This window comes from Pseudomonas fluorescens (assembly GCF_001307275.1).
GTDB classification, from domain to species: Bacteria; Pseudomonadota; Gammaproteobacteria; order Pseudomonadales; family Pseudomonadaceae; genus Aquipseudomonas; species Aquipseudomonas fluorescens_AA.
The window spans coordinates 6,269,745-6,295,047 of the sequence record NZ_CP012831.1; the positions used below are offsets into that span (position 1 = coordinate 6,269,745).

Genomic DNA, 25,303 nt, shown 5'->3' on the forward strand with positions numbered 1-25,303 from the left:
TCGACATCCTTGTGCAGGCCAACCCGCCCGCTGCCGGGTGCAACGGGCAAAGGCTCAAGCAAGGGCGCAAGCGCCGATGGCAGCGCGCGCGGTTTGGGACGGCAATTCTGCGAACAGCGCCTGGTACTCCGCCGCAAAATGGCTGAGGTGATAGAAGCCCCACTGGGCCGCGGCATCGCCAATCGAAAGATGCGTCGCGGGGGTGGACATCAGGGTTCGGCGCACACCGTTCAGCCTCACGGAGCGCAGGTAATTGACCGGTGTCGTCTCGGTCACCGAGCGGAAGCTGTTCTGCACGGTACGCCGACTGACTTGGAGGCGCTGGCACAACTCGTCCACGCTGGGCACGTTGTTCAATTGCGCGGTCGCCAGGCGGTGGCATTTTTCGACAATGTAGCTGCGCGTGGAACTTGGCGTACGCTGCTGCTTGTCGCAGGCGGGATCGGTCATCAATTGCAGCAGCTCGCCGAGCATGGTCTGTTCCAGCGCCAGTTCCCGGTCTTGCGCATGGTCGAGTTCTTCACTCAAGAGCGCCTGGGAGAACGCCGCCAGCATTCGACGGCGAGCCTCGGCATAGCGTTGAGTGGACACCTTGATCACCGGTTGACGCAGCAACTGTCCGATTTCCTTGGCCGACGCGGTTTGTGCCAACGCATCTTCGAACAACTCCCGCTCGAAGGTAATCGCCAGCAGTTCCATGCCCAGCGGCATATGGAACATGAACTCCTCGCCACCATGAAGAAAGAACAGGCTGCTGTCGTCCACTTCCCGCCCCTGCATCCGGATCGAGCCCGGGACGGTGATCGGCACGGCGAAACACATCTTGCCCCGTGGGGCCACGCCGTGCTGCACGACACGCTGGTTGATCTGCTCGCGAAACACGTGGCAGCGCGCCGTCGTCAACTGGATCAGTGAACTATCAGCCGTACCAGCGGTTAACTGGTTGTAATCCTGGCTCCACTCCTGGACGGTGGCTGCGTGGACATGAATGTCGTGGAAATGGCTGATGTTCTGGTTTTTCATGATGACGAACGCCTCGGCCAATATTCTTGTTTTTAGATCGCCCTCCCGAGCGATATTCTCACATAAAGAGAATTCTGCAAATTTTCTTTGGGCAGTGTCTGTGCTCCGGTACTGACGCGCGAGGCGGTCCATCCAATGTGCCGATTCGGGCTACCGGCCTGGAACAGGCCACGGGGATGATCGGCACACTGAAACCGACATCCTGAGAGACCGTCATGAGCGAAGCCAAACTCGAAGCCCTCCATTTCGCGGATGCCCCGCGGATTAACTCCACCATTCCCGGCCCCCGGACCACCGAGGCGCTGGCGTTGTCGGCGCGTACCGAATCCATGGCACGCGGCGGCGGACGCATGCCCGTGGCCATGGACCGGGCGTTCGGCGCGACCTTCAAGGACGCCGATGACAACACCTACATCGACTTGTCCGCGGGTGTGGGCGTCAGCAGCGTGGGTCGCTGCCACCCGAAAGTGGTACAGGCCATTCGCGAACAGTCCGAAGTGCTGATGCACGCCCTGGAGGTCAATAGCACCCGGCGCACCGAACTGGCCGCCAAGCTCTCCGAGATCGCGCCCGACGGCCTGCGCGGCGACTGCATTACATTCTTCACGCAAAGCGGCAGCGATGCGTTGGAAGCGGCCATCAAGTTCGCCAAGCGCGTCACCGGACGACACCAGATCATCGCCTTCCACGGTGGCTACCACGGCGTGTGGAACGCTTCCGGCGCACTGACGACAGGCACGGCCTACCGCAAGGGCTATGGTGCCCAGATGGGTGGCGTCATTCACGCCCCCTACCCTTATGCCTACCGTTTCCCCTTCGATACCACGCACAAAAGCGCCGAGCAGATCGCCGGTGAGTACGTGGATTACCTGCTGAACACCCCCTACACCGCCGCCGATGACGTGGCGGCCGTGATCGTGGAACCGGTACAGGGCGAAGGCGGCTACGTGCCGCCCTCGCCAGAGTTCCTGCAACTGTTGCGCAAGGCCTGCGACCGCAGCGGTACGCTGCTGATCGTCGACGAGGTGCAGTCCGGCGCCGGGCGTACCGGCAAGATGTGGGCGGTCGAGCACTCCGGCGTGAAGCCCGACATGCTCACCTTTGGCAAGGGCATCGGCAGCGACCTGCCAATGGCCGGCCTGATCATGCGCTCGGACCTGGCGGCGGCGATTCCTGACGGATCGATGCCCAACACCTTCGCCGCCAACTCGTTGTCCGCTGCAGTAGCGCTGACCAACATCAGCATCCTCCAGGATCCGGAGCTCGATCTGCTCAACCGTGCCCACACCCTGGGGCTGGAAGCACAGGAGCGTATTCGCGGCTTCGGCAGCCCGCTGGTCGGTGAGGTCCGTGGTCGCGGCCTGATGATCGGGATCGAGCTGGTCTCGGACCCGACCACCAAGGCGCCACTGGCACCGGAAAAGATTGGCCAACTCATGGGTTACCTGCTGAGCCACGGCGTGCTGATGATTCCCTGCGGTCGCTACAGCAACGTGATGCGTGTCATGCCCTCGCTGACGATCTCACGAGCGCTGTTCTTCAAGGCACTGGACATTTTCGGCGACGCCCTGGACGCCCTCGATGCGTGACCTGTCCCGATTCCTGCACATCACTCATGGACTTCAAAATGACTGAGCACTTGAAACACTTCATCGCAGGCGCGTCTTTCGAAGCCTCTGACGGCCGCCGCATTAACCTCGTCAACCCCGTGACGGAACAGGTCTACGGCAGCTGCGCCCGCGGCACCGTCGAGGACGTGGACCGTGCCGTGGGCGCCGCACGCCACCAGCTCGAACGTGGCGCCTGGAGCCAGCTTGACGGCGCCCAGCGCGCTCGACTGCTGTCGAAACTGGCCGACCTGGTGGAACGCGACACCGACGTGCTGGCCGATATGGACGCCGACGCCATCGGCCGCTCGCCGATCGAACCGCGCCGGCTGGACGTACCCAACGCAGTCGCCAACCTGCGCGCCTCCTCCGGCTGGGCCAACCAGCTCGAGGGGCGGACCATTCCCTCCGGCGGCTACTTTGGCACCAAGTCCCTCTCGTACACAGTACGGGAACCGGTGGGCGTGGTCGGTGCCATCGTTCCCTGGAACTCACCGCTGATGATCACGGTCTGGAAGCTCGCCGCCCTGTTGGCCGCAGGCTGTACCGTGGTCATCAAACCGTCGGAAGAGACGCCACAGTCGGCGCTGCACCTGGCAACGCTGGCCCAGGAAGCGGGCTTCCCCGATGGCGTGATCAACGTCGTCACCGGCTACGGCAACGAGGTGGGTCGCGCCCTGTGCGAACACCCCCATGTCGACAAGATCAGCTTCACCGGCAGCCCCGAAGCCGGACGTGAGATCCAACGCACTGCCGGCGTGCTGTTCAAGCGCGTGGCCCTGGAGTTGGGCGGCAAGAGCCCGCAGATTGTCTTCGACGATGCCTCCTTCGACGACGCGCTGTTCGGCTGCTCCCTCGGCCTGTTCGCCAACCAGGGCCAGGTCTGCGCGGCCGGCTCGCGCATCCTGGTCCAGCGCGGCCTCGCCGATCGCTTCGCCGCAGCGTTGGCCGATGCCGCGCGCGCCGTCAAGGTAGGCGACCCTCGCCAACCCGGCGTGCAGATGGGGCCGGTGGCCAAGAAAGCCCAATTGGATCGCGTCAACCGCTACATCCAGTTGGGCATCGACCAAGGTGCGTCCCTGCTGGCCGGTGGGGTATCGAACCCTGAACAAGGTTGGTTCGTCCGGCCGACCATCTTCGCCAACGCCCGCAATGACATGGCGATCGCCCAGGACGAGATCTTCGGGCCCGTCGGCACGGTGATCACGTTCGACAGCGAAGAAGAGGCCGTCGCACTCGCCAACGATTCCAACTACGGCCTTGCAGCCACAGTCTGGACCAGCGACCTGGCACGAGCGCATCGCGTCGCTGCGGCGGTGAAGGCCGGGGCCGTGGGCATCAACTGCTGGAGCCCGCTGGACGCCAACCTGCCATGGGGCGGCGTCAAGGCCAGCGGCATTGGCCGGGAAGGAGGATTCAGCGGCGCGCTGGCCTACACCGAGGAGAAGGTCATTACCGTGCTGCTGCCCGGCTGAAAACAATCCCTGCACTGACCGGACCACCCTCCCAGCCCCCGGGCCTCAAAGGGTGGCCGTTCCAACGTGCTTTTTCGATGCCTTGATGATCGATGGAGAGACCGTGATGAATCCGGTAAATCAAACAACAATTGATCGGTATCCAACGTCCCTGCGAATTTTGCACTGGGTGCGCGCCGTGCTCGTCGCTGGCCTCCTCTGGGCGGGCTGGCACATGACTGGGCTCGATGACGAAGTGGCAAGCAAATATGAGCTCTATTACCCGTGGCACAAATCCTTTGGGGTGCTGGTATTCCTGGTAGTCCTGGTCCAGATCGCCCTGCGGGTGAGAGCGGCCAGGCTGCCACAACCGCCAGAGACGCTGGCACGGTATGAGCGGGTTTCGTCAAGACTTGCCCACCGAACCTTGTACGCGCTGCTGGTGATCGTGCCGTTGATGGGCTATTCGATGTCGAGCACCTACACGATGAGCGACGGCGTCTTCTTTTTTGGGGTGAACCTTCCGGAGCTCCTGGGCAAGAATGACGACTGGTTCGTCGTCTTCCAATGGCTGCACAAAGTGCTCGCCTACACCCTGCTCGGCCTGATCCTGGTGCATGTCGCCGGTGCCCTGAAGCATCGGTTTTATGACCGCGACCCTCGAAACGACGTCCTGCGCCGCATGCTGTGACTGGATGGTGGGGTATTGCGGCGCTCGATATCGGTGCGACGAAAACCCACAAGGGCAAACCCCTGTCGCAAGACGCGGTGCTGTGGGTACAGGCCAGGGACATGAAGTGACCAGGCGCCAGCGCAAGCAGCAGGCGCGTGGTGACAACGCGGCACTTGATACAGAAAGGGCCCTGGATTTTCCTCGCAGGGCCCGAGCTATCAAACGATCAGATCGTTGGCGTTGAGGGTATTGACACCCGTCAGCTGGATTTCAAAATCCGCGCCCAGATCACCATTGACGTTGCCGTACAGCACCTGGTCGACGAAGCGCAATTGTCCCGCTGCCGTGAAATCATTCGAATCGATGAAGCTGAACGAGTCGACAAACGTGGTCAGGAGATTGGCATCGAGTTTCGACAGGTCCAACTTGTCGCCCTGCAGGCTATTGAAGTCGGAAATGGAGTCACTGCCAAATCCTTTGCCCAGATCACCCAGCGTGTTGAAAACAAAGCGGTCGGCTCCGTCTCCACCGTGGAGGCTGTCCCCACCCAGGCCGCCGATCAGTGTGTCATTGCCGGCCCCACCGTCCAGGGCGTTATTTCCGGCGTTGCCGATCAGCACATTGTCCAGTTCGTTACCGATCCCCATGAAGGCGGTACCCGTCAGCGTGAGGTTCTCCAGATTGGCACCCAGGAACCAGCTCACAGACGAGACTACCGTATCGGTTTCGCTGGTCAGTGTGGAGGTTTCCCTGATGACATCCTGAGCGTTGTCGATTACATAGGTGTCGTTGCCAGTGCCGCCAATAAGCGTATCGATGCCACTGCCGCCGTCCAGCGTGTCGTTGCCTGAACCACCGCTCAGCGCGTTGTTGCCGGCATTGCCGGTCATCACGTTGTTCGAGGCGTTGCCACTGCCGTTGAGGTTGGCGCTGCCGATCAGCGTGAGGTTCTCCAGATTGGCGCCCAGGCTCCAGTTGACCGCTGAACGCACGGTGTCGATTTCACCCGCCAAGGTACTGGTTTCGCTGATGACATCCTTGAGGTCATCGATCGTGTAGATGTCATTGCCCGTACCGCCACTCAAGGTATCGGCACCCGCGCCACCATCGAGGTTATCGTTGCCCGCCCCACCCTGGAGGTTGTTCGCCGAAGCATTGCCTATCAGGCTGTTGCTCAGCTCGTTGCCAATCACGGTGAACGCCCCGGCGCCGCTCAGAATGACGCTTTCGACGTTGCGCAGATTGCTGAGGTTCAGGTCGACGACGCTGCTCGACGCGCTTGCGGCGTAAGTGAGGGTCAGGCTGTCGCGACCCTGATCGACACCCTCTTGGACCAGGGCCAGCTCAGCGACCTGATCCAACGTATAGGCATCATTCCCCGCGCCACCGATCAGCGTGTCCAGCCCGGCGCCACCGTTCAGCACGTTGTTGCCGGCGTTACCGGTCAGCACGTTGTTCAGGGCGTTGCCGGTACCACTGAGCTGGGCAGTGCCGGTCAGGATGAGGTTTTCCAGGTTGGCGCCCAGCGTCCAGTTCACCGAAGCGCGCACGGTATCGATTTCGCTGGCCAGGGTCGAGGCTTCGGTGACGACATCCTTGAGGTTGTCGACCACATAGGTGTCATTGCCGGCACCGCCAATAAGCGTATCGATGCCACTGCCGCCGTCCAGCGTGTCGTTGCCTGAACCACCACTCAGCGCGTTGTTGCCGGCATTGCCGGTCATCACGTTGTTCGAGGCGTTACCACTGCCGTTGAGGTTGGCGCTGCCAATCAGCGTCAGATTCTCCAGATTGGCGCCCAGGCTCCAGTTGACCGATGAACGTACAGTGTCGATTTCACTGCTCAGGAGGGTCGTTTCGTTAACGACGTCCTTGAGGTTGTCGACTACATAAGTGTCGTTGCCGGCACCGCCAATAAGCGTATCGATGCCACTGCCGCCGTCCAGCGTGTCGTTGCCTGAACCACCGCTCAGCGCGTTGTTGCCGGCATTGCCGGTCATCACGTTGCTCGAGGCGTTGCCACTGCCGTTGAGGTTGGCGCTGCCGATCAGCGTGAGGTTCTCCAGATTGGCGCCCAGGCTCCAGTTGACCGCTGAACGCACGGTGTCGATTTCACCCGCCAAGGTACTGGTTTCGCTGATGACATCCTTGAGGTCATCGATCGTGTAGATGTCATTGCCCGTACCGCCACTCAAGGTATCGGCACCCGCGCCACCATCGAGGTTATCGTTGCCCGCCCCACCCTGGAGGTTGTTCGCCGAAGCATTGCCTATCAGGCTGTTGCTCAGCTCGTTGCCAATCACGGTGAACGCCCCGGCGCCGCTCAGAATGACGCTTTCGACGTTGCGCAGATTGCTGAGGTTCAGGTCGACGACGCTGCTCGACGCGCTTGCGGCGTAAGTGAGGGTCAGGCTGTCGCGCCCCTGATCGACACCCTCTTGGACCAGGGCCAGCTCAGCGACCTGATCCAGCGTATAGGCGTCATTCCCCGCGCCACCGATCAGCGTGTCCAGCCCGGCGCCACCGTTCAGCACGTTGTTGCCGGCGTTACCGGTCAGCACGTTGTTCAGGGCGTTGCCGGTACCACTGAGCTGGGCAGTGCCGGTCAGGATGAGGTTTTCCAGGTTGGCGCCCAGCGTCCAGTTCACCGAAGCGCGCACGGTATCGATTTCGCTGGCCAGGGTCGTGGTTTCGGTGACGACATCCTTGAGGTTGTCGACCACGTAGGTGTCATTGCCGGCACCGCCGATCAGGGTATCGATACCGCTGCCGCCGTCCAGGGTATTGGCACCGGCGTTGCCAGTGATGCGGTTGTTCAACGCGTTGCCCGTGCCATTGAGATTGGCGCTCGCGCTCAGCGTCAGGACCTCGATGTTGGCGCCCAGGGTGTAATCGACCGCAGAGATGACTGTGTCGGTTTCACTGGCCAGGGTGCTGCTTTCCTGGACAACGTCACCGATATTGTCGACGACGTAAGTGTCATTGCCTGCCCCGCCGATCATCGTATCTTTGCCGGCACGACCGTTCAGGACGTTGGCCAGCGCATTACCGATCAGTGTGTCGTCATTGGCCGAGCCGAATGCGTTTTCGATCTTGGCGCCATAGGCGATCGCCAGCCCTTCGTTGAAAGCGGCCTGGGTAGTGAGGTCCGTAAACGCTTGGCCGATTTTGCTGAACTGGCCTTCATTCAGGTTGATGCGGACTGCTTCCAGCTGATTGAAGGCATCAATTGAATCAGTGCCGCCAGCGTCCCAGATAGTCTCGAAAACCGACTGTCCAACAGCCCAGCTATACGAGTTGTTCCCCGTTTGCCACTGAGTGTTCGCACCGTAGAGACTCTGGATGGCAGCGATATCCAGCAACATGGGCGTGGTTGGCTGATAGGAATACGCGGCGTCGTAGCTCATGACCGTATAACGGACATCATCGAACTGGGGGGCAAGCACCGTCGGGTTCGACAGCAACTGGGAAAACGGATGCTTGAGACCCAGCGCGTGACCGATCTCATGGACAAAGACCAGGTAGTCGTAAGTGCCTTTGACAGGACTCGGGTTGTTCGTCACCGGTCCGATCCAGACATCACCGGCGCTGGGGGTTTCATCGGGAAAATAAGCCCAGGCAGCGGTGTCGCCGTCCATATTCTGGTAGCCGCCGAAACGCAGGTCACCCACATTGGTACCGGATTCGCCGACCTGTGTGAACTTGATATTGGCAACCGAACTCCACATGCCGAGCGCACTGACGATACTGTTCTGCTGGGCTGACGTCAGGACGTAGCCGGCCTCATATTCATTGTCACTGCTGTAGTCGGCGGCGAATAATGAACTGTTCGTCATGAAGCTGTACGTCAGGGACGGGGTCCCCCAATAGGTACCGACCAGCAAGCTATCGACTTGTGCGTTGCCGGTCCGAATGGCGGACGAAGTAGAAGAGTAACCAAGTGGACTGGGCATGCGAAGCTTCCTGTAAGCAATCTGCGGCCTTCCAGAATGCGGCCGCTACAAAGGGGTTATTTTGCATTAGAAACACAAAAAGTGATATCACATAGCCACTTTTCAAGCTTTAAATCCACCAACTATGGCGTAACCAGCCATTCATTCGCCCGGCGAATATCCCCATCTCCCAATCGACCGCTCCAGCGATGCAATACCAGTAAACTGGTCACGAACTTGTATTGGGACTGATAGAAATCACGTCGTGCACGAAACTCTTCCTTGATGCTATCCAGCACATCGACGGCATTCTTGACGCCGTAGCCAAAGGCTTTTTCCGTGGCCATGCGTGACTTCTCGGCAGACTCCAGCGCACGCCGTGTTGCCTTGATCCGGCTGAGTTCGGCGCTCATGCCGAGATAAGCCGTGCGGGTTTCCTTGATGACCTGGCGACGCAAGGCTTCCAGCTCTTGCTGGGCGACTTCCTTGTCACTTTCGGAGCTCGATACCCGTGCACGAGTGGAACCGCCGCTGTAGAGCGGCATCTGCAAATCCAGGGAGGCCACGAGGTTGTCCGAGCGAGGCGTCACGGCGCCTTCATAGCCGATATCACTGCGCTGCGCCGTCAAGTTCAGGCCCAGCCGGGGAAGATGCCCTGCCTTGTTTTCAGCGATGGCCGCCTCGGCGGCGAGGACGCTGTGCTCCCGGGCGTGCAACGCCGGGTTGCTGTCGAGTGCCGTCTGCACCCAGTAGTCCTGCGCTTGCGCCGGCAGGCTGAAGGCGGGATTGTCGCCGATGCGCTTGAACCGCTCACTGACATCGCGCCCCACCAGTTCGGAAATCGCTTCACGGCTGACCAGGACCTTGTTGCTGGCTTCGATCTCGTCAGCCTTGAGCGCATCCACCCGTGCCTCGAGATCCAGCGCGTCGGTCACCATCGCCATCTGGCGCGCGTACAAAGCCTTGACCCGCTTGAGGTTACGCTCCGTCGCCTGCAGTTCGCTGCGCACCAGCGACAGCTCGTCTTCCGCGGCAAGCACGGCGAAATAGCGCTCGGACAGATCGATGCTGGCCTGCACCTGGGTATCGGTCGACTCGTAGCCACTCTGCCGGGTCAACTCGATGTACTTCTGGTAACTGCGCCAGACCTGTGGATCGTAGATCACCTGATTGAGCACCACGGCCATGCGCTTGCCGTTGTACTGGATACGGTTCAGGTCGTCGTCGCGACGGCTGCGGTTGACGCTGCCACTGGCGTTGAGCTGCGGCAACAATTGACCGAAGGCCGCCCGCTCCTTGCCCTCGCCGCTTCGGGTCAGGGCTTGTGCCCGCAGGACGCGCGGATCAGCCCCTTGCGCTTCCTGGTGCAATTGCCACAGGTCGACATAAGTGTCGTCAGCGAGGACGCCCAATGGCATGAGTGCCAGGCACAGGGTGATCAGGCGCTTCATCTCAGTCCTCGATCAACGAACGGGCGAACACATTGCTCGCAGGCTGCATCAAGTATTGCAACAGCGTCCGCGCGCCCGTATTGACCAGCACTTCGACCGGCATTCCCGGCACCAGGGTAAGGTTGCCCAGCGTCTGGCGCCCTTTGTCCGTCAGGGCTACGCGTGCCAAGTAATAAGCCGTGCCTGTGTCCTTGTTGATCAGACGGTCAGCGGAAATCTGCACCAGCCGTCCCTCGATGACAGGCGTGGTGCTGCTCTTGAATGCGCTGAAGCGAATGTCCGCCAACTTGCCCAACGCGATGCGGTCGATGTCCATCGGCGACACTTGCGCCTCGACGATCAGTTCCTCGTTGGCCGGAACGATGTCCAGCAGCGCAGTGCCCGGGCTGACCACGGCACCGAGGGTGTGGACGGTCATGCCCATGACCATTCCGGACTCGGGCGCGAGGATATCGGTACGCTGATCGCGGTCCTGCAAAGTGGCCAGTCGCTCGCGCAACTCATACACCTTGGTCCGCGCATCGCCCAGCAGGCCGGCGACTTCGCTGGCGAAGGCCTTTTTCAATTGCAGGATCTTCAGCTTCGCCTCGTCGACATGGACCCGCGCTTGCGCGATCTCGGACTGGCTTTCGGCTATTTCGGTTTGCAGGCGAGCGAGGCTGCGCTCCTGTTCGCGCAGGCGCTGCTTGTCCACGTAGCCTTCGGCAAGCAGTGCCCGCAGATCGACTATTTCGTCTTGATAAGAGGCCGCCAGCATCTGCTTGCTGGCGATGATGGCCTTGAATCCGCGAATCTGTTCCTCGATTTGTCCGATGGTCTTCTCTTGCAAACCGATTTCACCCAGCAACGAGGTCCGTCGAGTCTGGAAAATTCGTGCCTCACTGTCCCGGGCCTCTTGCACTCGCGGGTCAGCGGGGTCCAGGGCCGGCACCGCCACTGGCTCGGGCAGCGCGTCACGTTCCGCCTCCAACCGGGCTTGCAACTGCAGCGCGGCGATCAACTGGCTGCGCGTCGTTTCCATTTCCGAACGCGCCTGGGTGTTGTCGAGCACCAGCAACACATCGCCGGTTTTCACCAGGTCCCCGTCGTGCACGCGCAGTTCGCGCACGATGCCACCTTCCAGGTGCTGCACCGTCTTGCGATAACTTTTGACCGTGACCACGCCCGGCGCGAGTGCCGAGCTGTCGAGGGGGGCCAATGCCGCCCAGCCACCGAACAGGCCAAAGGTGACCAGCAGCATGAGGTAGCCGACGCGGCGTATCGGCCTGTCATCGATGGGCAACGCGGTGGATGAGTGCTGACTGTTTTGCATGAAATGGCTCATCCGTTTCCTACGGTTGAATCGCGGCAGCCTGCCGGGTCGTGGGTGTTACATCTCGCAGGCGGGCCAGGACCTGATCCCGCGGCCCGAACAGACTCAGTTCGCCATGATTGAGCACCAGCAGCTTGTCCACCTGCGCCAGCACGCCGGATCGATGGGTAATGACAAACACCGTGGCCCTGCTCTGCCTGAGCTTTTGCAGCGCCTCGGCGAGCATCTTTTCTCCGGCATCGTCCAGGTTGGAGTTCGGTTCATCGAGCACCACCAGGCGCGGCTCACCGTACAAGGCGCGGGCCAGGCCGATACGTTGTCGCTGGCCGCCGGACAACCCACCGCCATTGGCTCCGATCAAGGTGTCGTAGCCATCGGGCAGTTGCAGAATCAACTCATGCACACCCGCCATGCTCGCGGCGGCGACCACGGCAGGAGCGTTCACCGGGCCGAAGCGGGAGATGTTCTGGCTGATCGTGCCTTCGAAGAGTTCGATGTCCTGGGGCAGATAACCGATGTACTGACCCAACTCCTCCCGACGCCATTGGCTGATGTCGGCCCCGTCCAGGCGCACAGTGCCGACCAGGCTTGGCCAGACGCCCAACAACGCCCTGGCCAGGGTCGACTTCCCGGCACCGCTGGGGCCAATGATGCCCACCACTTCGCCCGCGGCCACCTGGAAATCCACGCCGCGGATAATCGGTTTGCGAGCGTCCGGCGATCCCGCCGAAAGACCCTCGACGCGAATCGCTCCTTCGGGTGCCGGCAACGGCATGCGTTCAGGCTCGGCGGCAATCTTGAGCAACAACTCGTGCAGCCGGGCATATTGCGCGCGGGCACCCAGGAAGCCTTTCCATACGCCGATCAACTGATCGATGGGCGCCAACGCACGCCCCAGCAAAATCGAGCCGGCAATCATCAGCCCCGACGAAATCTCGTGATTGATCGTCAAATAGGCACCCAGGCCCAACACCAGCGACTGAACAATCTGCCGGAACGTCCTGGACACCGAGGTGATGGTCGCGGCACGGTCGCTGGCCAGGCTTTGCAGGGCGAGAATCTTATGGGTTCGCCCGCTCCAGTGCTCGCGCAAGCTGGCAAGCATGCCCATGGATTCCACCACTTCGGCATTGCGCAAACTTTTGTTGGTGAACGCAGTGGCCGCCATCTGTTCACGATTGGCAGCCTGCAGCGGCGAGTGGGTGAGCTTTTCGTTGGCAAAGGCCAGCGCGCCCAGTAACACGGCACTCACGATCCCCATCCAGCCGTACCAGGAATGAAACATGAACATGACAGCCAGGTAGATCGGGATCCACGGCGCGTCGAAAAATGCAAACAGGCCGTTGCCCGTCAGGAACTGGCGCAAACCGTTCAGGTCGCTCAAAGGCTGGGCCGTGGCATTCATGCCACTGGTATTGAGCGCCTGCTTGAAACTGGCGTCGAACAGACGCCGGCTCAGCAGCGTGTCCAGTCGAGTACTGATCCGCACCATAATCCGCGAACGGACCCACTCCAAGCCACCCATCGTGATCATCAACAGCAACATGATCAACGTCAGCATCAACAGCGTCGACAGACTGGCGCTGCCTACCGCGCGGTCATACACCTGCAGCATGTAGAACGAAGGAACCAGCATCAGCAAGTTGACGAAAAAACTGAAAAAACCAACGGAAAGAAAACTACCTTTGCAGACGGCAAGGGCGCCTTCCAGTTCGGTCCTGACGTGGGCTGACATGGTTCATCACCTGAGGTCCGATTCTGGTCAAACCTGAAAAATCACAAGGGCACAGGCGCACGAACGCCTGGAATATCTTTCGGCGAGACACCACTGGAGCGCCCGCACAATCGGATCTACCGCGCTGTATCGGCGCGCCTGTGCGGTTCTTAAGGAAAAATTGAAATTGATGTGACAGGTGATACGCCACGCGGGATGGCCCTGCGTGGCGGGCGACACAAGATCAAATACTCAAGCCTCAGCCTCCCAGCGACGAAACAACACGCTGGCATTGACTCCACCGAACCCGAACCCATTGGAAAGCGCATGGGTAATCGGCATCTTCCTGGCCTTCAAACCAACCAGATCAAGCCCAGCGGCGGCCTCGTCAGGATGAACCAGGTTCAGGGTCGGCGGCACGATCTGGTCACGCAGCGCCAATACCGTGAAAACGGCTTCAATGCCCCCGGCCGCGCCCAGCAGGTGGCCGGTAGCCGATTTAGTCGAGGTAATCGCCACCCCGGAGTCCGTGCCGAACACCGAACGAATCGCCGCCAGTTCCCCGCTGTCGCCGACCTGGGTAGACGTCGCGTGGGCATTGATATGCTGCACGTCGGCTGGGCTGACAGCGGCCTGGCGCAGCGCCTGTTCCATTGCGCGGCGGGCGCCGTTGCCGTCTTCCGGGCCGGCCGTCAGATGGTAGGCATCGGCGCTGGTGCCATAACCGACCAGCTCCGCCAGGGGTTTGGCCCCACGCGCCAAGGCGTGCTCCAGCGACTCGATCACCAACAACCCCGCGCCTTCGGCCATGACAAAGCCGTCGCGATCACGGTCGAAGGGGCGCGAAGCTTCCTGCGGGCGGTCGGCAAAACCGGTGGAGAGCGCCCTGGCCGCCGCGAAACAACCCAAGGTCACGCGATCGATCGCCGCCTCGGTACCGCCGCAAACGGCAATGTCCGCCTCCCCGCTCCGGATCAGCCGGGCTGCATCGCCGATGGCCTGGACGCCGGCCGCACAGGCGGTTACCGGTGCACCGAGCGGGCCTTTGAGGCCATGCCGGATGGACACGTGGCCGGCCGCCATGTTGGCGAGAAACGCCGGTGCAGAGAACGGTGACAGCCGACGCGGCCCTCGCGAGTCGGTTGTGCGTACGGCATCGGCAATGGCGCCAAACCCACCCACGCCCGATGAAATGATCGTCGCGGTCCGCTCCTGGTCGACGGTTTCGGTCGGATGCCAGCCCGCCTGCTCCAGGGCCTCATGGGCGGCCACCAGCGCAAACTCGATGAAGCGATCCATTTTCTTGCGATCCTTGGGCGCGATAAAGCGTTCCGGGTCATAACCGGCAACGGCATCCTCTTCCAGAGACGGCACCTGACCGCCGACCCCGACACCGGTACCCTCGGTGAACGCCTCGGGCAGGCTACGGATGCCGGAACGCCCAGCCAGCAGCCGCTGCCAGACTTGCTCCACGCCACAACCCAGCGGACCGACGACGCCGACGCCCGTGACTACGATGCGTGTTTGACCTGCTGCAGTACTCATGGAAACCTCTTCAGTTCTTTATACGCTCACTGGAGCGGTACGCGATTAATCGCTTATGCCAGGGTTGCTGTTTCAGTTAGAACGGTATTGACCGGACGGATTTTGAACCAGATGGCATACATCGCCGGCAGGAACACCAGCGTTATGATAGTGCCGACGAAAGTACCGCCAATCAGGGTGTAGGCCAGCGTTCCCCAGAAAACGGAATGGGTCAGCGGGATAAACGCCAGGATCGCCGCCAGCGCCGTCAGCAGCACCGGACGAGCCCGCTGCACCGTGGCTTCGATGACCGCGTGGAACGGGTCCAGCCCCTCCTTTGCGTTGTGATGGATCTGTCCGATCAGGATCAGCGTATTGCGCATCAGGATGCCCGACAGCGCGATCAGCCCCACCAGGGCGTTGATGCCAAATGGCTGATGGAAAATCAGCAGCGTCGGCACCACGCCGATCAACCCCAGCGGCGCAGTGAAGAACACCATGATCATGGCCGAGATCGAGCGCACCTGGACGATGATGATCAGCAACGTCAGGGCGATCATGATTGGCAGCAGCGGCACGATGGCCTGGCCGGCTTTGCCGGACTCCTCGATGGCCCCTGCCTGCTCGATCCGGTAGCCGCCGGGCAGCGTATCGATGATCGGTTGCAGTTGCTTGATAATCACACTCGACACATCCGGCGGTTGCAGGCCTTCGGCAATGTCGCCGCGCACGGTAATGGTCGGGGTCCGGTCACGGCGACGCAGGATCGGATCCTCCATGCGCACGTCCACTTCGCCAACCTGGGACAACGGAATACGCTGCCCCGCCGCACCCACCAGGGTAAAACCCTCGATCCGCGCCGGGTCGAGGCGGATATCCCCGGCAGCGCGTCCCACCACCTGCACCGAACGAATATCCTCGCGAACCGCCGTGATCGGCACCCCGGCCAGCAGGAATTGCAGTTGCTCGGCGACAGCACTGGACGTCAGCCCAACCGCCTGCAAGCGATCCTGATCCAGATTGAAATGCAGCGTCGGCGTCAGTGGGCCCCAATCGGTATTGACGGTCCTCATCATCGGGTTGGCTTGCATGACATCTTGGACGCGGCTTGCGATCTCCCGCAGTTTCGACGGGTCAGGTCCCATCACCCGGTAGGCCACGGGAAAGGGTGAGTACGGACCAAAGACAATTTGCGTCGCCCTGACCCGGGCCTCCGGGGCCAGCCCTTCAGCGACCGCTTCGCGCAGGCGGAACTTGAGGGTTTCCCGTGCTTCCTGGTTGTCTGTCAGCACCACGATCTTGGCGAACGATGGGTCAGGCAGTTCCGGCGCGATTGCCAGGAAAAAGCGCGGTGCGCCCTGCCCTATATAAGCCGTGACGATTTTGGCTTGCTCCTGTTTCTGCAGCCACGCCTCAACCTTGGCGGTGGCGGCGCTGGTCTGCTCGATGGAGGTGCCATAAGGCATTTGTACTTCGATCATGACCTCGGGACGGTCCGACGTCGGGAAGAACTGCTTCTTGACCTGGCCCATGCCCAGGATGGCGACCGCAAACAGTGTGATGACGGTGCCGGCCACCAGCCATTTGCGGGCGATCACCCGCGTCAGGATTCGCCGGAAGCGGTTGTAGCGTGGGGTGTCGTAGATGGCCGCCTGGCCGCCTTCGACCTTCTTGATGTCCGGCAACATCTTCACCCCCAGGTAGGGAGTGAACGCTACTGCGACCACCCAGGAGGCGATCAGGGCAATGCCGACGATCCAGAACATGTTGCTGGTGTATTCGCCAGCGGTGGACTGGGCGAAGCCGTTGGGCATGAAGCCGATCGCCGTCACCAGCGTACCGGAGAGCATCGGTGCGGCCGTGTGGCTCCAGGCGTACGCGGAGGCCTTGATCCGGTCGTAGCCCTCCTCCATCTTCACCACCATCATTTCGATCGCGATGATGGCGTCATCCACCAGCAGCCCGAGGGCCAGAATCAGCGAGCCCAGAGTGATCCGGTCGAAGTTCTTGCCGGTGGCCGCCATCACCACAAACACGATGGCCAGGGTCAAGGGTACTGCCGCCGCGACCACGATACCGACGTGCCAGCCCATACTGATGAAGCAGACCACCATCACCACCAGCAAGGCAACGAAGAACTTGACCATGAATTCGTCGACCGCCGAGTTGATGTTCACCGCCTGATCGGTCACCTTGGTCAGCGTCATGCCCAGCGGCATGTCTTCATTGATCTTGCTCGTCTCGGCATCGAGCGCCTTGCCCAGATCGAGGCCGTTCCAACCCTCGCGCATGATCACGCCCAGCAACAACGCCTCTTCGCCGTTGTTGCGCACCAGGAAGGTGGCCGGGTCTTCATAGCCACGCTCAACCGTCGCCACGTCCGAGAGTTTCAACGTGCGCCCCTGGATGGCCAGCGGCGTGTCGCGGATTTTCTCCAAGGTATCGAAAGCACCCTCCACTCGCAGGAAAACCTGCGGCCCCTTGGTTTCGATGGAGCCGGCGGGCGTCAGTACGTTCTGGCTGTTCAGTGCGGCGAAGATGTCCTGGGGAGAGACCCCCAAGGTCGCCAGCCGGTCATGGGAGAAGGAAATGAAAATGCGCTCGGCCTGTTCGCCGATGATGTTGACCTTCTTCACCCCCGCCACATGCAACAGGCGCTGGCGCAGAACCTCGGCATCACGCACCAGCAGGCGCTGCGGCTCGCCCTTGGCCTTGAGGGCGAAAAGCGCGAACGTCACATCCGAGTACTCGTCGTTGACCAGGGGGCCGATCACACCCGCCGGCAACTTGGTGGCTTCGTCGTCGAGCTTCTTGCGCGCCTGGTAGAACTCTTCCTGCACCTGTGAAGGCGGCGTGCGGTCGAGCAGCGAGACCATGGTGAAAGCCAGGCCAGGTCGGGTGTAGGTTTCCGAGCGGTCGTACCATTTCAATTCCTGCAGGCGTTTTTCCAGCGGTTCGGCAACCTGGTCCTGCATCTCCTGCGCCGTCGCGCCCGGCCATGCAGTAATGACGGTCAGTTGCTTGACCGTGAACGGCGGATCCTCCGCACGGCCCAGCTTGAAGAACGCCAGGGTCCCGGCGACAGCGATCAGGAAAATCAGAAATACCGTGATGGCGCGCTCGCGCACGGCGAGCGCCGAAAGATTGAAGCTCATTGGCGGGTCCCCGCGACCTTCGCATCGCCCTGTGCAAGCAGCCGGACGGGCTCGCCTTCACGCAGCAGATGCGCACCCAGGCCGACAATGCGCTCACCGACCTCGAGATGGCCTGCAACGCGCGCCGCATCGTCGCTCAAGCCCAGGACCTGGACCGGACGCCAAGTCACTTTTGCCGGCTCGCCGTCGATGACCCACACGCCAGTGCCATTGCCGGGGTCGTACAGCGCCGCAATCGGCACCTGCAGCACCTGCCCCTGGGCCGCGCCCTCGGCGATACGCAGTGTGACGGTCGAGCCCAGCGGTGCATTAGCCAGGGCGCCCTCCAGGACATAACGTGCTTCAAAGGTACGGGTCACCCGGTCAGCCGAATCGGAAAGCAACCTGAGCCTGGCGGCGACCGCCCCGCTGGTATTGCCATACAACGTCGCCTGGGCGTTGGACCCGACGGCTGGCCGCAGGGTCTCGGGCAGTTGCACGACGGCTTCGCGCTGCCCGGCTCGCGCCAGTCGGACCACCGGTTGACCCGGACTGACGACCTGCCCCGGCTCGGCGAGCGTTTCCATCACCACGCCATCGGCGTCGGCGAGAAGCACCGCATAGCCGGACGCATTGCGGGCCACATCGGCTTGCGCCTCGGCGGCGCTGAGCTGCGCCTTCGCGGTATCGGCGGCGGCTTTGATCTGGTCATAACCCGACGCCGAAATCGCCCCGGCGGCCACCAGCTCGCGATATCGAGCTTCATCGTCAGCGGTCTGCTTGGCCCGGGCGCGTGCGGCCGTGACAGCTTCCTGCTGGGCTCGCGCCTGCAAGCCCAGATCGATGGGGTCCAGACGCATCAGCGGCTGGCCCTTCTTGACGGTCTGACCGGCATCCACCAACCGCTCCAGGACCTTGCCTGACACACGAAAGCCCAGGTCGCTCTGGACGCGGGCCGCCACGACGCCGGTGAAGGAACGCGCGCCGGCGGAGGAACCCTGTACTTGCGCAACCCTCACCAGAGGAGCAAGCGTGCGCGGATCGGTGGCAGTGGATGAGTCACCACACGCCGTGAGGACGAGAGGCAACAAGCAAGCGGCAAGGGTGACAGGTCGGAGCCGGAGCATAGGTTCCCTTTACTGAACAGAGGACTGGGGGACTCATTCTTGCGCTCGTGACCAATACTGTCAATGGTCACATATCATCAGGCAATTTCTGAATAGCCATTTTTTATAGATAACCCGCAAATACTACACCTTAAGTCCGAAGACCCACTTCCATCACCAATTGACAGGGTGTGACCATCATATAATATGGTCACAAATGTCGACCCCAAGGAAACGTCAATGCCACCCCTGCGCCCTCTTGCTTTTTTAGTAAGCGCCAGCTTGATGACCGGCTGCGCGGTCGGTCCCGACTATCAGCGTCCCGATGCCACGCTTTCGGATCGTTTCCTGGGCCAGTCTTCTGTCGAACAAAGGACCGGCACAGCGCGGACCCGTCTCACAACCTGGTGGGAGGGGTTTGGCGACCCGGTGCTGACCGATTTCATCACCAGGGCGCTGGAGCAGAACCTCGACCTTGCCCAGGCGTCAGCGCGCGTTGTCCAGGCACGGGCGGGTCTGGGCGCCGCGAACGCCGCCTTGCTGCCGTCGGGAAATATCAGCGGCCAGGCCGCACGGGCCTATCAATCCGTCGAGACGCCGCTGGGCCAGGTACTCGATTCAAACCCCGGCTATGATCGATATGGAAATACCTACTCGATGGACCTGGGCGCGAGCTGGGAACTGGATGTCTTTGGTGGCCTGCGACGTGGACGCGAAGCTGCATTGGCCGAGTACCAGGCCTCCGAGGCCGGGGCCGCGGCCACGAGGCTGGCCGTCGCCGCGCAGACCGCTGACATCTACATCACCCTGCGCGGCTTGCAAGCGCGGCTGGGCATTGCGAACCACCAGGTCAAGACCCAGCAGGACCTGCTGGAAAAAGTCCAACTGCTCTACAGCAAAGGCCTCGCCGCCAGCTATCAGGTCCGCCAGACCGAAGGCGCGCTTGCCCAGGTCCAGGCAACGGTACCGGTCCTGCAAACCGGGCTGGATGCCGCCATGAATGCACTGGATGTCATGCTCGGCACGCCGCCAGGCACCCACCGCCCGCAACTGACCGAGACGGGTAGCATCCCCCTGCCCCCACAAATCAGCGAGATGGGTACACCGGCTGATCTGCTGCGCCGCCGGCCGGACCTCATTGTCGCCGAGCGCCGTCTCGCCGCCTCCAATGCCCGCATCGGTGAAGCCGTCGCCGAGTACTATCCAAAATTCTCCCTCAGCGCGTTGCTCGGCAGCGCCACTACGGTCTCTGCCGGGCACCTTTTCTCCGGCGGCGCCAGCCAGGCGTCGGGGGCGCTGGGACTGCGCTGGAGGCTGTTCGATTTTGGCCGGATCAACGCCCAGATCGACCAGGCCAAGGGACAGGAAGCCGAGGCGCTCGCCGCTTACCGCCAGTCCGCGCTGCGCGCCACCGAGGATGTCGAGAACGCGCTCTCCGCCTTGGTCAACCGAGAAGCCCAGGCCACCACGCTCACCGCAGGCGAAGCCTCATTGAACGAGGCACGTCGATCATCCTTTATCGCCTATCAGAAAGGCACGGCCAGCCTGATCGATGTCCTCAACGCCGACGAAACGCTGCTCCAGGCATCCGATGCCCGGGCACAAGCACGGACGGAATCGGCACGGGCGGCGGTCGCGGCATTCAGGGCGCTCGGTGGCGGCTGGCAAGCGCCGCAGCCACAACAGCCTATCGCGAGCCGATGACTCGACATGAACACCAGGCCGTCATCGCGAGCAAGCTCGCTCCCACAGGGTTAGCGCTCACTCCCTGTGGGAGCGAGCTTGCTCGCGATCAGGCAAACACAGCTTTTTCAATCTTTACCACCGGAGTCCAGCCATATGAAAAGCAACGAGAATTCCTGGGTGCTCATCACGGGCGCTTCAAGCGGCTTTGGCGAGGAGTTCGCCCGGCAATACGCAGCGCAGGGAAAATCCCTCGTTCTGGTAGCCCGCAGGCTGGACAAACTGGAAGCACTGTCAAAAGAACTGCGTGAGCGTTTCGGCACCGAGGTGATCAACGAACAAGTCGACCTGTCTTCGATTCCTGCAGTCATCGAACTGCACAAGCGGCTGGTTCAACGAGGTATTGCGGTCGATGTGCTCATCAACAACGCCGGCCATGGATTGCAGGGCCCGTTCCTGGACCACGCCATTGACCAATCCCTGGCCATGATCAATCTGGATATCGCCAGCCTGACCACCATGACTCGCCTCTTTGCCCAGGACATGCGCATCCGCCGCCGCGGCCACATTTTGCAGGTCGCCAGCTTGCTTTCCTATCAAGGCGTGAAAAATTTCGCGGTCTATTCAGCGGCCAAGGCCTACGTGCTGCGCTTCTCCGAAGCACTGCACCAGGAACTCAAGGGCGACGGTGTCGTCGTGACCGCGCTGTGCCCAGGCATGTCGGATACCGGATTTGCGCAGAGCGCCAACCAGACCCTCACGCCAGCGCTGAAAATGGTGATGATGCAACCTGAGCCAGTGGTTCGCGCAGGCATCCGCGCCCTGCAAGCCGGGCGCATGAGTGTGGTACCCGGCTTCGGCAACAAGGCGCTCACGGTGCTGACCTGGGCCACGCCCCGCCGATTTCACCAGCGTCTCATGGCGAATGTCATGGGGGCATGAATCGATGCGGCGAAGGACCGGGAGCTGCAAGGGCTCCCGGCACACGCCCTATTGCGTTAGAAGCGATAGCTGACTGAAGTACCAAAACCGCTGGCACTGTTCCGGTATTTGGAACTGTATGCGCCACGGGTCGACGAGGTTTCGTTGATGCGCACGCTCTCTTCCTGCAAGTAAGAGTAAGCCACGTCGATCGTCACCTCTTCCACTGGCGTCCAGCCGGCACCGAAGCTGAGTACCGTGCGGTCGCCGGTTGGTATCCGAGGCCCACGGTTGGTGTTGTTGGCGGGCGACTGGTCGACCGACAAGCCCGCGCGCAGGACCCATTGATCGTTGAGCTTATACGCGGCACCGATGGCATGGGCCCAGGTGTCATGCCAGTTCTGTTCTTCGCTGACGGTGCTCAACGCGCCGCTCAGCAGCGCAGGCAGGCCGGAGTTCTCGATGGTCAACTCCTTGAAGCGGCTCCAGCGCGTCCAGGTACTTCCCAGGTACATCGTCCAGTCGTCATTGAGCTGATGAGTGAGCGAGATGTCCACGGACTCCGGAGTATCCACGTCCAACGACGCGTCATAGCTGCGGCCACTTACCCCCAACACGCTGAAAATGCCGCCGGTGAGCTTGGACTTGGCGTCCAGGTGGTAACTGACCTTGGAGTGGTAAGTCAGCCCCAGGCGAGTCTGGTCCGTTGCCTGCACCAGGATGCCGGCGTTGAAGCCGAGCGCCGTATCGTCGCCATTGCTCTTGAGCTTGCCATCGTTACTGCCGGGGCTGAGGGGATTGGGCACCATCCCGGAGATCTCACCGCTGATACGGTTGATGGTCGGACCAAACCCGATCGACACCTTGTCGTTGAAGGCATAGCTGACGGTAGGCTGGAAGGTCAGCGTCGTCACTTCGCTTTTGTTGCCGTAATAACGCCCGGCAAAGTCGCTGCCGTAATCGGTGATCAAACCAAATGGCACATAAAAACCAACGCCGACAGCCCAATGCTCATCCACCGGCTTGACGTAGTAACCCATCGGCACCGTGGTGGTCGGCACCATGTCACCGTCCTCTCGGCCACCGAAAGTGCTGCGAGTCTGGCTGATATCGCTCTGGGTAAACAGCGTCGCAGCGCCCAGGCTGACCTGCTCTTTTTTCAAGCGAGACATGCCCGCCGGGTTGCCGAAGACAGTACTGGCATCTTCAGCGGAAGAGGACCGCCCGGCAAAACCCGAGCCCATCCCACTGATGCTTTGTTCGTTCAGCGCAAAGCCGCTGGCAAATACTTGGGACGTTGCAAGCGCAACGGCGAGACTCATGGGGGTCTTGAGCAAGATTCTTTTCATTATTAGGACTCTAGGAACAATTGCTGGGGGGATGGAACGGTTTGTTTTTCTATTAGGTAAAAATCGCCACGGTCTGGCGCGCCCAAAGCACTCGCCGACCGCTTTCGTCCCAGATTTCCATATCTTGCAAGGAGTAGCCCTCCGAAGCCTGCTGGCTGAAGGCGCTGATGAGAAACCACTCGCCGGCCACGGCGGGCTGCGGCAGATCGATTGTCCAGGAAGCCGAGCTGATGGCTGCCGGCTCTGTGAAGCAAGTCATCGCGGCCGGCGGCAGACTGTCAGCGAGGGCGATCAACGCCACCGCTGGGTCCACTCCCTGGGCATCCAGGTGACGAACCCACATCAGTAACTCGGGATTTGTAGCCCCGGACACCGGCAGTGACCCACCTGCGGGACGCATTTCGAAGTTGAAGGCGCAGGCAGGCGCAATGGTGCTGTCCAGCGCCAGCGTGGTGTACCGCGACGCCTCCTCCACCAACGGACATCCCCACGCCTCATGGGTAATCCTGCTGGCTCGTGGTTGAGCGAACAGCAAGGTCGTGCGCAACGCCAGCTCATCGCCCGACTTGCAGTCGACAGACACAGAAGTCACGGATCGCCCTTCGCGCAACACGCTTGTATCGAATGTCTGGGCTTGCGTGACCGGACCTATGAATGACACCTGCGCAGACTTGAACGGAGGAAAGCCCTGTGGACGTTCGCGCAGAACCGCCTCCAACGACAGCGCCGCCGAAAGCCCTCCGAAGATCGTGCGACCCTGCTGCCAATTGGCCGGAGCAACGAACGGTACGCTCGGATCGAACTGCGCCAGCACCTGAGCAAAACTGGTCATTTAGACGTCCTCCGACGGCCTGAACGTGAACCCGCAGAAGCCTCGCAAGAGGAATCACTTGGAGGTCGACGCCATACTTATTCATGTGACCATTTGTGTCAATAGTCACTCAACAGACAAAAAAAGACCACTCGGTCAGGTACAACCCGAATGCAAGGAAGACGTTTTCGAAGCGGGACGGCTGCTCGGCGCAGCCGTGGCTCAGGGCATCAGGCTACGCAGGATGAGGTTGGCGGTGAGCGTCGGCGCCACCTCGACATGATCGAGGCTGTACTGCAGCAATAGAGGATTGACGAAAGGCCGAAGGGTCAGGTGTATCGCTTCAACGGTTTCATCCAAGGGTGTCTTGCGTTCGAATTCACCGCTTTCGCGCCCTTCCCGTACGACCTGCACCACGAACTGCTTGATCCGTGCGTCATACACCTGGGAGCTGGGCCAGCGCTCCGACGCGGAGAATGCGGCAATGTCGTAGAGCTTGCGATCATTGAAGAACAGGTCGATTCCCGTGGTAATCAGGGTCTTGACCAGGCGACGAAAGCGCTCGGTCGAAGAGAGTCCTTCCTCGCTGATGGCCTCCTCCACGGCCGCAACGATCTTCGCAAGACAGCTGGAACAGATGGCCTCGCCAATCGCCTGCTTGGAATCGAAGAACTTGTAGATGTAGGCCTTGGAAAAGCCAATGGCCTTGGCCAGGTCAGACACGGTGGTCTTGGCGTAGCCGTATTGACTGAAATGCTCGTTGGCCGCCGCGACAATCTGGTCGCGAATGTCATGATCGGCTGGGCCGCGAGTGCTGGGCGAAGGTGCTGTTGGCTGATTCATGGAAGCAGCTTACGCATCCCTGCGAGGGATGACAACTTGTGACCACCAATGAATATAGTCACAAAACAACCGTCCGTCAGTTACCCGCGCCTTGCTCCCTCGCCACAAGGGCTCCCGATTTATCCGCATCATTTGGCAAAAAGCTGGCTCATATCCTTGAATGCCTTGAATTCAAGGGCATTGCCACACGGATCGAACAGGAACATCGTGGCTTGCTCGCCAACCTGCCCTTTGAAGCGGACGTAGGGTTCAATCACAAACTCCGTACCGAAAGATCTCAGTCGTTCAGCCAGTGCCTCCCACGCCTCCCAAGCCAGAACAACGCCAAAGTGCGGGACCGGCACATCGTGCCCGTCCACCGGATTGCTCTGGGCGCTTTCCTGGGAAGCGGTCTTGGGTTGCTCATGAATCACCAGTTGGTGCCCGTAGAAATTGAAATCGACCCACTGGCTGCTGGAACGGCCTTCTTCCAGGCCAAACACTTCACCGTAGAAAGTACGGGCGGCGGCAAGATCGTAGACCGGAATCGCCAGGTGGAACGGAGAAAGGCTCATCGAGAATCCTCTTAACGTGTGAGGTTGGGCCATCGTAGCGCCGCGCTTGCAGCAAGAAAACCCTACAGTCCGTGTCCAACCGATGCCGGGAACGGACGGGACTTTCGCGGCAGGATCTTGCACCGGAGGTCCGCCGTGCAGGTACACATCCAAATTAACCGCTTGCGCCGAGTAAATGATCTATACCTTCAGAAGCACAGTCGGGCCAAGGC

At 61.3% G+C, this 25,303-nt stretch carries 17 protein-coding genes; 5 read left to right on the top strand and 12 right to left on the bottom strand.

Going from position 1 to position 25,303, the window contains the following annotated elements:
* Window positions 1-54: 54 nt before the first annotated feature.
* Window positions 55-1,023, bottom strand: coding sequence for a helix-turn-helix domain-containing protein (locus AO356_RS27535; RefSeq protein ID WP_060743229.1), 969 nt, complete (start codon window positions 1,021-1,023; stop codon window positions 55-57).
* Between the two features lie 215 nt (window positions 1,024-1,238).
* Here AO356_RS27535 and AO356_RS27540 point away from each other — a divergent pair, with 215 nt between their 5' ends.
* From AO356_RS27540 to AO356_RS27550, 3 genes are all read left to right on the top strand, one after another.
* A complete protein-coding gene (locus tag AO356_RS27540) occupies window positions 1,239-2,612 on the top strand; it encodes an aspartate aminotransferase family protein (protein WP_060742499.1) in 1,374 nt (457 codons plus the stop codon).
* A gap of 38 nt (window positions 2,613-2,650) precedes the next feature.
* Window positions 2,651-4,105, top strand: coding sequence for an aldehyde dehydrogenase family protein (locus tag AO356_RS27545; RefSeq protein WP_060742500.1), 1,455 nt, complete (start codon window positions 2,651-2,653; stop codon window positions 4,103-4,105).
* A gap of 106 nt (window positions 4,106-4,211) precedes the next feature.
* Window positions 4,212-4,775, top strand: a complete 564-nt coding sequence (locus AO356_RS27550) for a cytochrome b (protein ID WP_060742501.1) — start codon at window positions 4,212-4,214, stop codon at window positions 4,773-4,775.
* 200 nt (window positions 4,776-4,975) lie between these two features.
* On the opposite strand, the gene AO356_RS27555 is transcribed toward AO356_RS27550, so the two are convergent.
* From AO356_RS27555 to AO356_RS27585, 7 genes are all read right to left on the bottom strand, one after another.
* Window positions 4,976-8,710, bottom strand: a complete 3,735-nt coding sequence (locus AO356_RS27555; protein WP_060742502.1) for a M10 family metallopeptidase C-terminal domain-containing protein — start codon at window positions 8,708-8,710, stop codon at window positions 4,976-4,978.
* A 122-nt stretch (window positions 8,711-8,832) separates the two neighbouring features.
* A complete protein-coding gene (locus AO356_RS27560; protein WP_060742503.1) occupies window positions 8,833-10,140 on the bottom strand; it encodes a TolC family protein in 1,308 nt (435 codons plus the stop codon).
* A gap of 1 nt (window position 10,141) precedes the next feature.
* Window positions 10,142-11,452: an HlyD family type I secretion periplasmic adaptor subunit gene (locus AO356_RS27565; RefSeq protein WP_237140778.1), complete on the bottom strand. Its 1,311-nt coding sequence runs from the start codon at window positions 11,450-11,452 to the stop codon at window positions 10,142-10,144.
* 19 nt (window positions 11,453-11,471) lie between these two features.
* Window positions 11,472-13,187, bottom strand: a complete 1,716-nt coding sequence (locus AO356_RS27570) for a type I secretion system permease/ATPase (RefSeq protein ID WP_060742505.1) — start codon at window positions 13,185-13,187, stop codon at window positions 11,472-11,474.
* A 231-nt stretch (window positions 13,188-13,418) separates the two neighbouring features.
* Window positions 13,419-14,711, bottom strand: coding sequence for a beta-ketoacyl-ACP synthase II (gene fabF, locus AO356_RS27575; RefSeq protein ID WP_060742506.1), 1,293 nt, complete (start codon window positions 14,709-14,711; stop codon window positions 13,419-13,421).
* A gap of 53 nt (window positions 14,712-14,764) precedes the next feature.
* Complete coding sequence (locus AO356_RS27580) at window positions 14,765-17,845, bottom strand: efflux RND transporter permease subunit (RefSeq protein ID WP_060742507.1); 3,081 nt, start codon at window positions 17,843-17,845, stop codon at window positions 14,765-14,767.
* Entirely contained in the window at window positions 17,842-18,951 is a 1,110-nt protein-coding gene (locus tag AO356_RS27585; RefSeq protein ID WP_060742508.1) for an efflux RND transporter periplasmic adaptor subunit, read from the bottom strand. Before AO356_RS27585 ends, AO356_RS27580 begins: the two co-directional genes overlap by 4 nt.
* 219 nt (window positions 18,952-19,170) lie before the next feature.
* On the opposite strand from AO356_RS27585, the gene AO356_RS27590 reads away from it, so the two are divergent.
* A complete protein-coding gene (locus AO356_RS27590) occupies window positions 19,171-20,634 on the top strand; it encodes an efflux transporter outer membrane subunit (RefSeq protein WP_060742509.1) in 1,464 nt (487 codons plus the stop codon).
* 135 nt (window positions 20,635-20,769) lie between these two features.
* The gene (locus AO356_RS27595; protein ID WP_060742510.1) at window positions 20,770-21,555 is read left to right on the top strand and encodes an SDR family NAD(P)-dependent oxidoreductase; all 786 of its coding nucleotides are present in this window, start codon (window positions 20,770-20,772) and stop codon (window positions 21,553-21,555) included.
* Between the two features lie 56 nt (window positions 21,556-21,611).
* On the opposite strand, the gene AO356_RS27600 is transcribed toward AO356_RS27595, so the two are convergent.
* The 4 genes from AO356_RS27600 to AO356_RS27615 form a co-directional block, all read right to left on the bottom strand.
* The gene (locus AO356_RS27600) at window positions 21,612-22,883 is read right to left on the bottom strand and encodes an OmpP1/FadL family transporter (RefSeq protein ID WP_060742511.1); all 1,272 of its coding nucleotides are present in this window, start codon (window positions 22,881-22,883) and stop codon (window positions 21,612-21,614) included.
* Between the two features lie 52 nt (window positions 22,884-22,935).
* The gene (locus AO356_RS27605; protein WP_060742512.1) at window positions 22,936-23,715 is read right to left on the bottom strand and encodes a thioesterase family protein; all 780 of its coding nucleotides are present in this window, start codon (window positions 23,713-23,715) and stop codon (window positions 22,936-22,938) included.
* A 201-nt stretch (window positions 23,716-23,916) separates the two neighbouring features.
* The gene (locus AO356_RS27610) at window positions 23,917-24,537 is read right to left on the bottom strand and encodes a TetR/AcrR family transcriptional regulator (RefSeq protein WP_060742513.1); all 621 of its coding nucleotides are present in this window, start codon (window positions 24,535-24,537) and stop codon (window positions 23,917-23,919) included.
* A gap of 128 nt (window positions 24,538-24,665) precedes the next feature.
* Window positions 24,666-25,091: a VOC family protein gene (locus AO356_RS27615; protein ID WP_060742514.1), complete on the bottom strand. Its 426-nt coding sequence runs from the start codon at window positions 25,089-25,091 to the stop codon at window positions 24,666-24,668.
* Between the last annotated feature and the right edge of the window lie 212 nt (window positions 25,092-25,303).

Excerpts from the sequence above, each read along its gene's own strand:
- AO356_RS27535 (WP_060743229.1), bottom strand. The coding sequence starts at position 1,023 with ATGAAAAACCAGAACATCAGCCATTTCCACGACATTCATGTCCACGCA.
- AO356_RS27540 (WP_060742499.1), top strand. The coding sequence starts at position 1,239 with ATGAGCGAAGCCAAACTCGAAGCCCTCCATTTCGCGGATGCCCCGCGG.
- AO356_RS27545 (WP_060742500.1), top strand. The coding sequence starts at position 2,651 with ATGACTGAGCACTTGAAACACTTCATCGCAGGCGCGTCTTTCGAAGCC.
- AO356_RS27550 (WP_060742501.1), top strand. The coding sequence starts at position 4,212 with ATGAATCCGGTAAATCAAACAACAATTGATCGGTATCCAACGTCCCTG.
- AO356_RS27555 (WP_060742502.1), bottom strand. The coding sequence starts at position 8,710 with ATGCCCAGTCCACTTGGTTACTCTTCTACTTCGTCCGCCATTCGGACC.
- AO356_RS27560 (WP_060742503.1), bottom strand. The coding sequence starts at position 10,140 with ATGAAGCGCCTGATCACCCTGTGCCTGGCACTCATGCCATTGGGCGTC.
- AO356_RS27565 (WP_237140778.1), bottom strand. The coding sequence starts at position 11,452 with ATGCAAAACAGTCAGCACTCATCCACCGCGTTGCCCATCGATGACAGG.
- AO356_RS27570 (WP_060742505.1), bottom strand. The coding sequence starts at position 13,187 with ATGTCAGCCCACGTCAGGACCGAACTGGAAGGCGCCCTTGCCGTCTGC.
- fabF (WP_060742506.1), bottom strand. The coding sequence starts at position 14,711 with ATGAGTACTGCAGCAGGTCAAACACGCATCGTAGTCACGGGCGTCGGC.
- AO356_RS27580 (WP_060742507.1), bottom strand. The coding sequence starts at position 17,845 with ATGAGCTTCAATCTTTCGGCGCTCGCCGTGCGCGAGCGCGCCATCACG.
- AO356_RS27585 (WP_060742508.1), bottom strand. The coding sequence starts at position 18,951 with ATGCTCCGGCTCCGACCTGTCACCCTTGCCGCTTGCTTGTTGCCTCTC.
- AO356_RS27590 (WP_060742509.1), top strand. The coding sequence starts at position 19,171 with ATGCCACCCCTGCGCCCTCTTGCTTTTTTAGTAAGCGCCAGCTTGATG.
- AO356_RS27595 (WP_060742510.1), top strand. The coding sequence starts at position 20,770 with ATGAAAAGCAACGAGAATTCCTGGGTGCTCATCACGGGCGCTTCAAGC.
- AO356_RS27600 (WP_060742511.1), bottom strand. The coding sequence starts at position 22,883 with ATGAAAAGAATCTTGCTCAAGACCCCCATGAGTCTCGCCGTTGCGCTT.
- AO356_RS27605 (WP_060742512.1), bottom strand. The coding sequence starts at position 23,715 with ATGACCAGTTTTGCTCAGGTGCTGGCGCAGTTCGATCCGAGCGTACCG.
- AO356_RS27610 (WP_060742513.1), bottom strand. The coding sequence starts at position 24,537 with ATGAATCAGCCAACAGCACCTTCGCCCAGCACTCGCGGCCCAGCCGAT.
- AO356_RS27615 (WP_060742514.1), bottom strand. The coding sequence starts at position 25,091 with ATGAGCCTTTCTCCGTTCCACCTGGCGATTCCGGTCTACGATCTTGCC.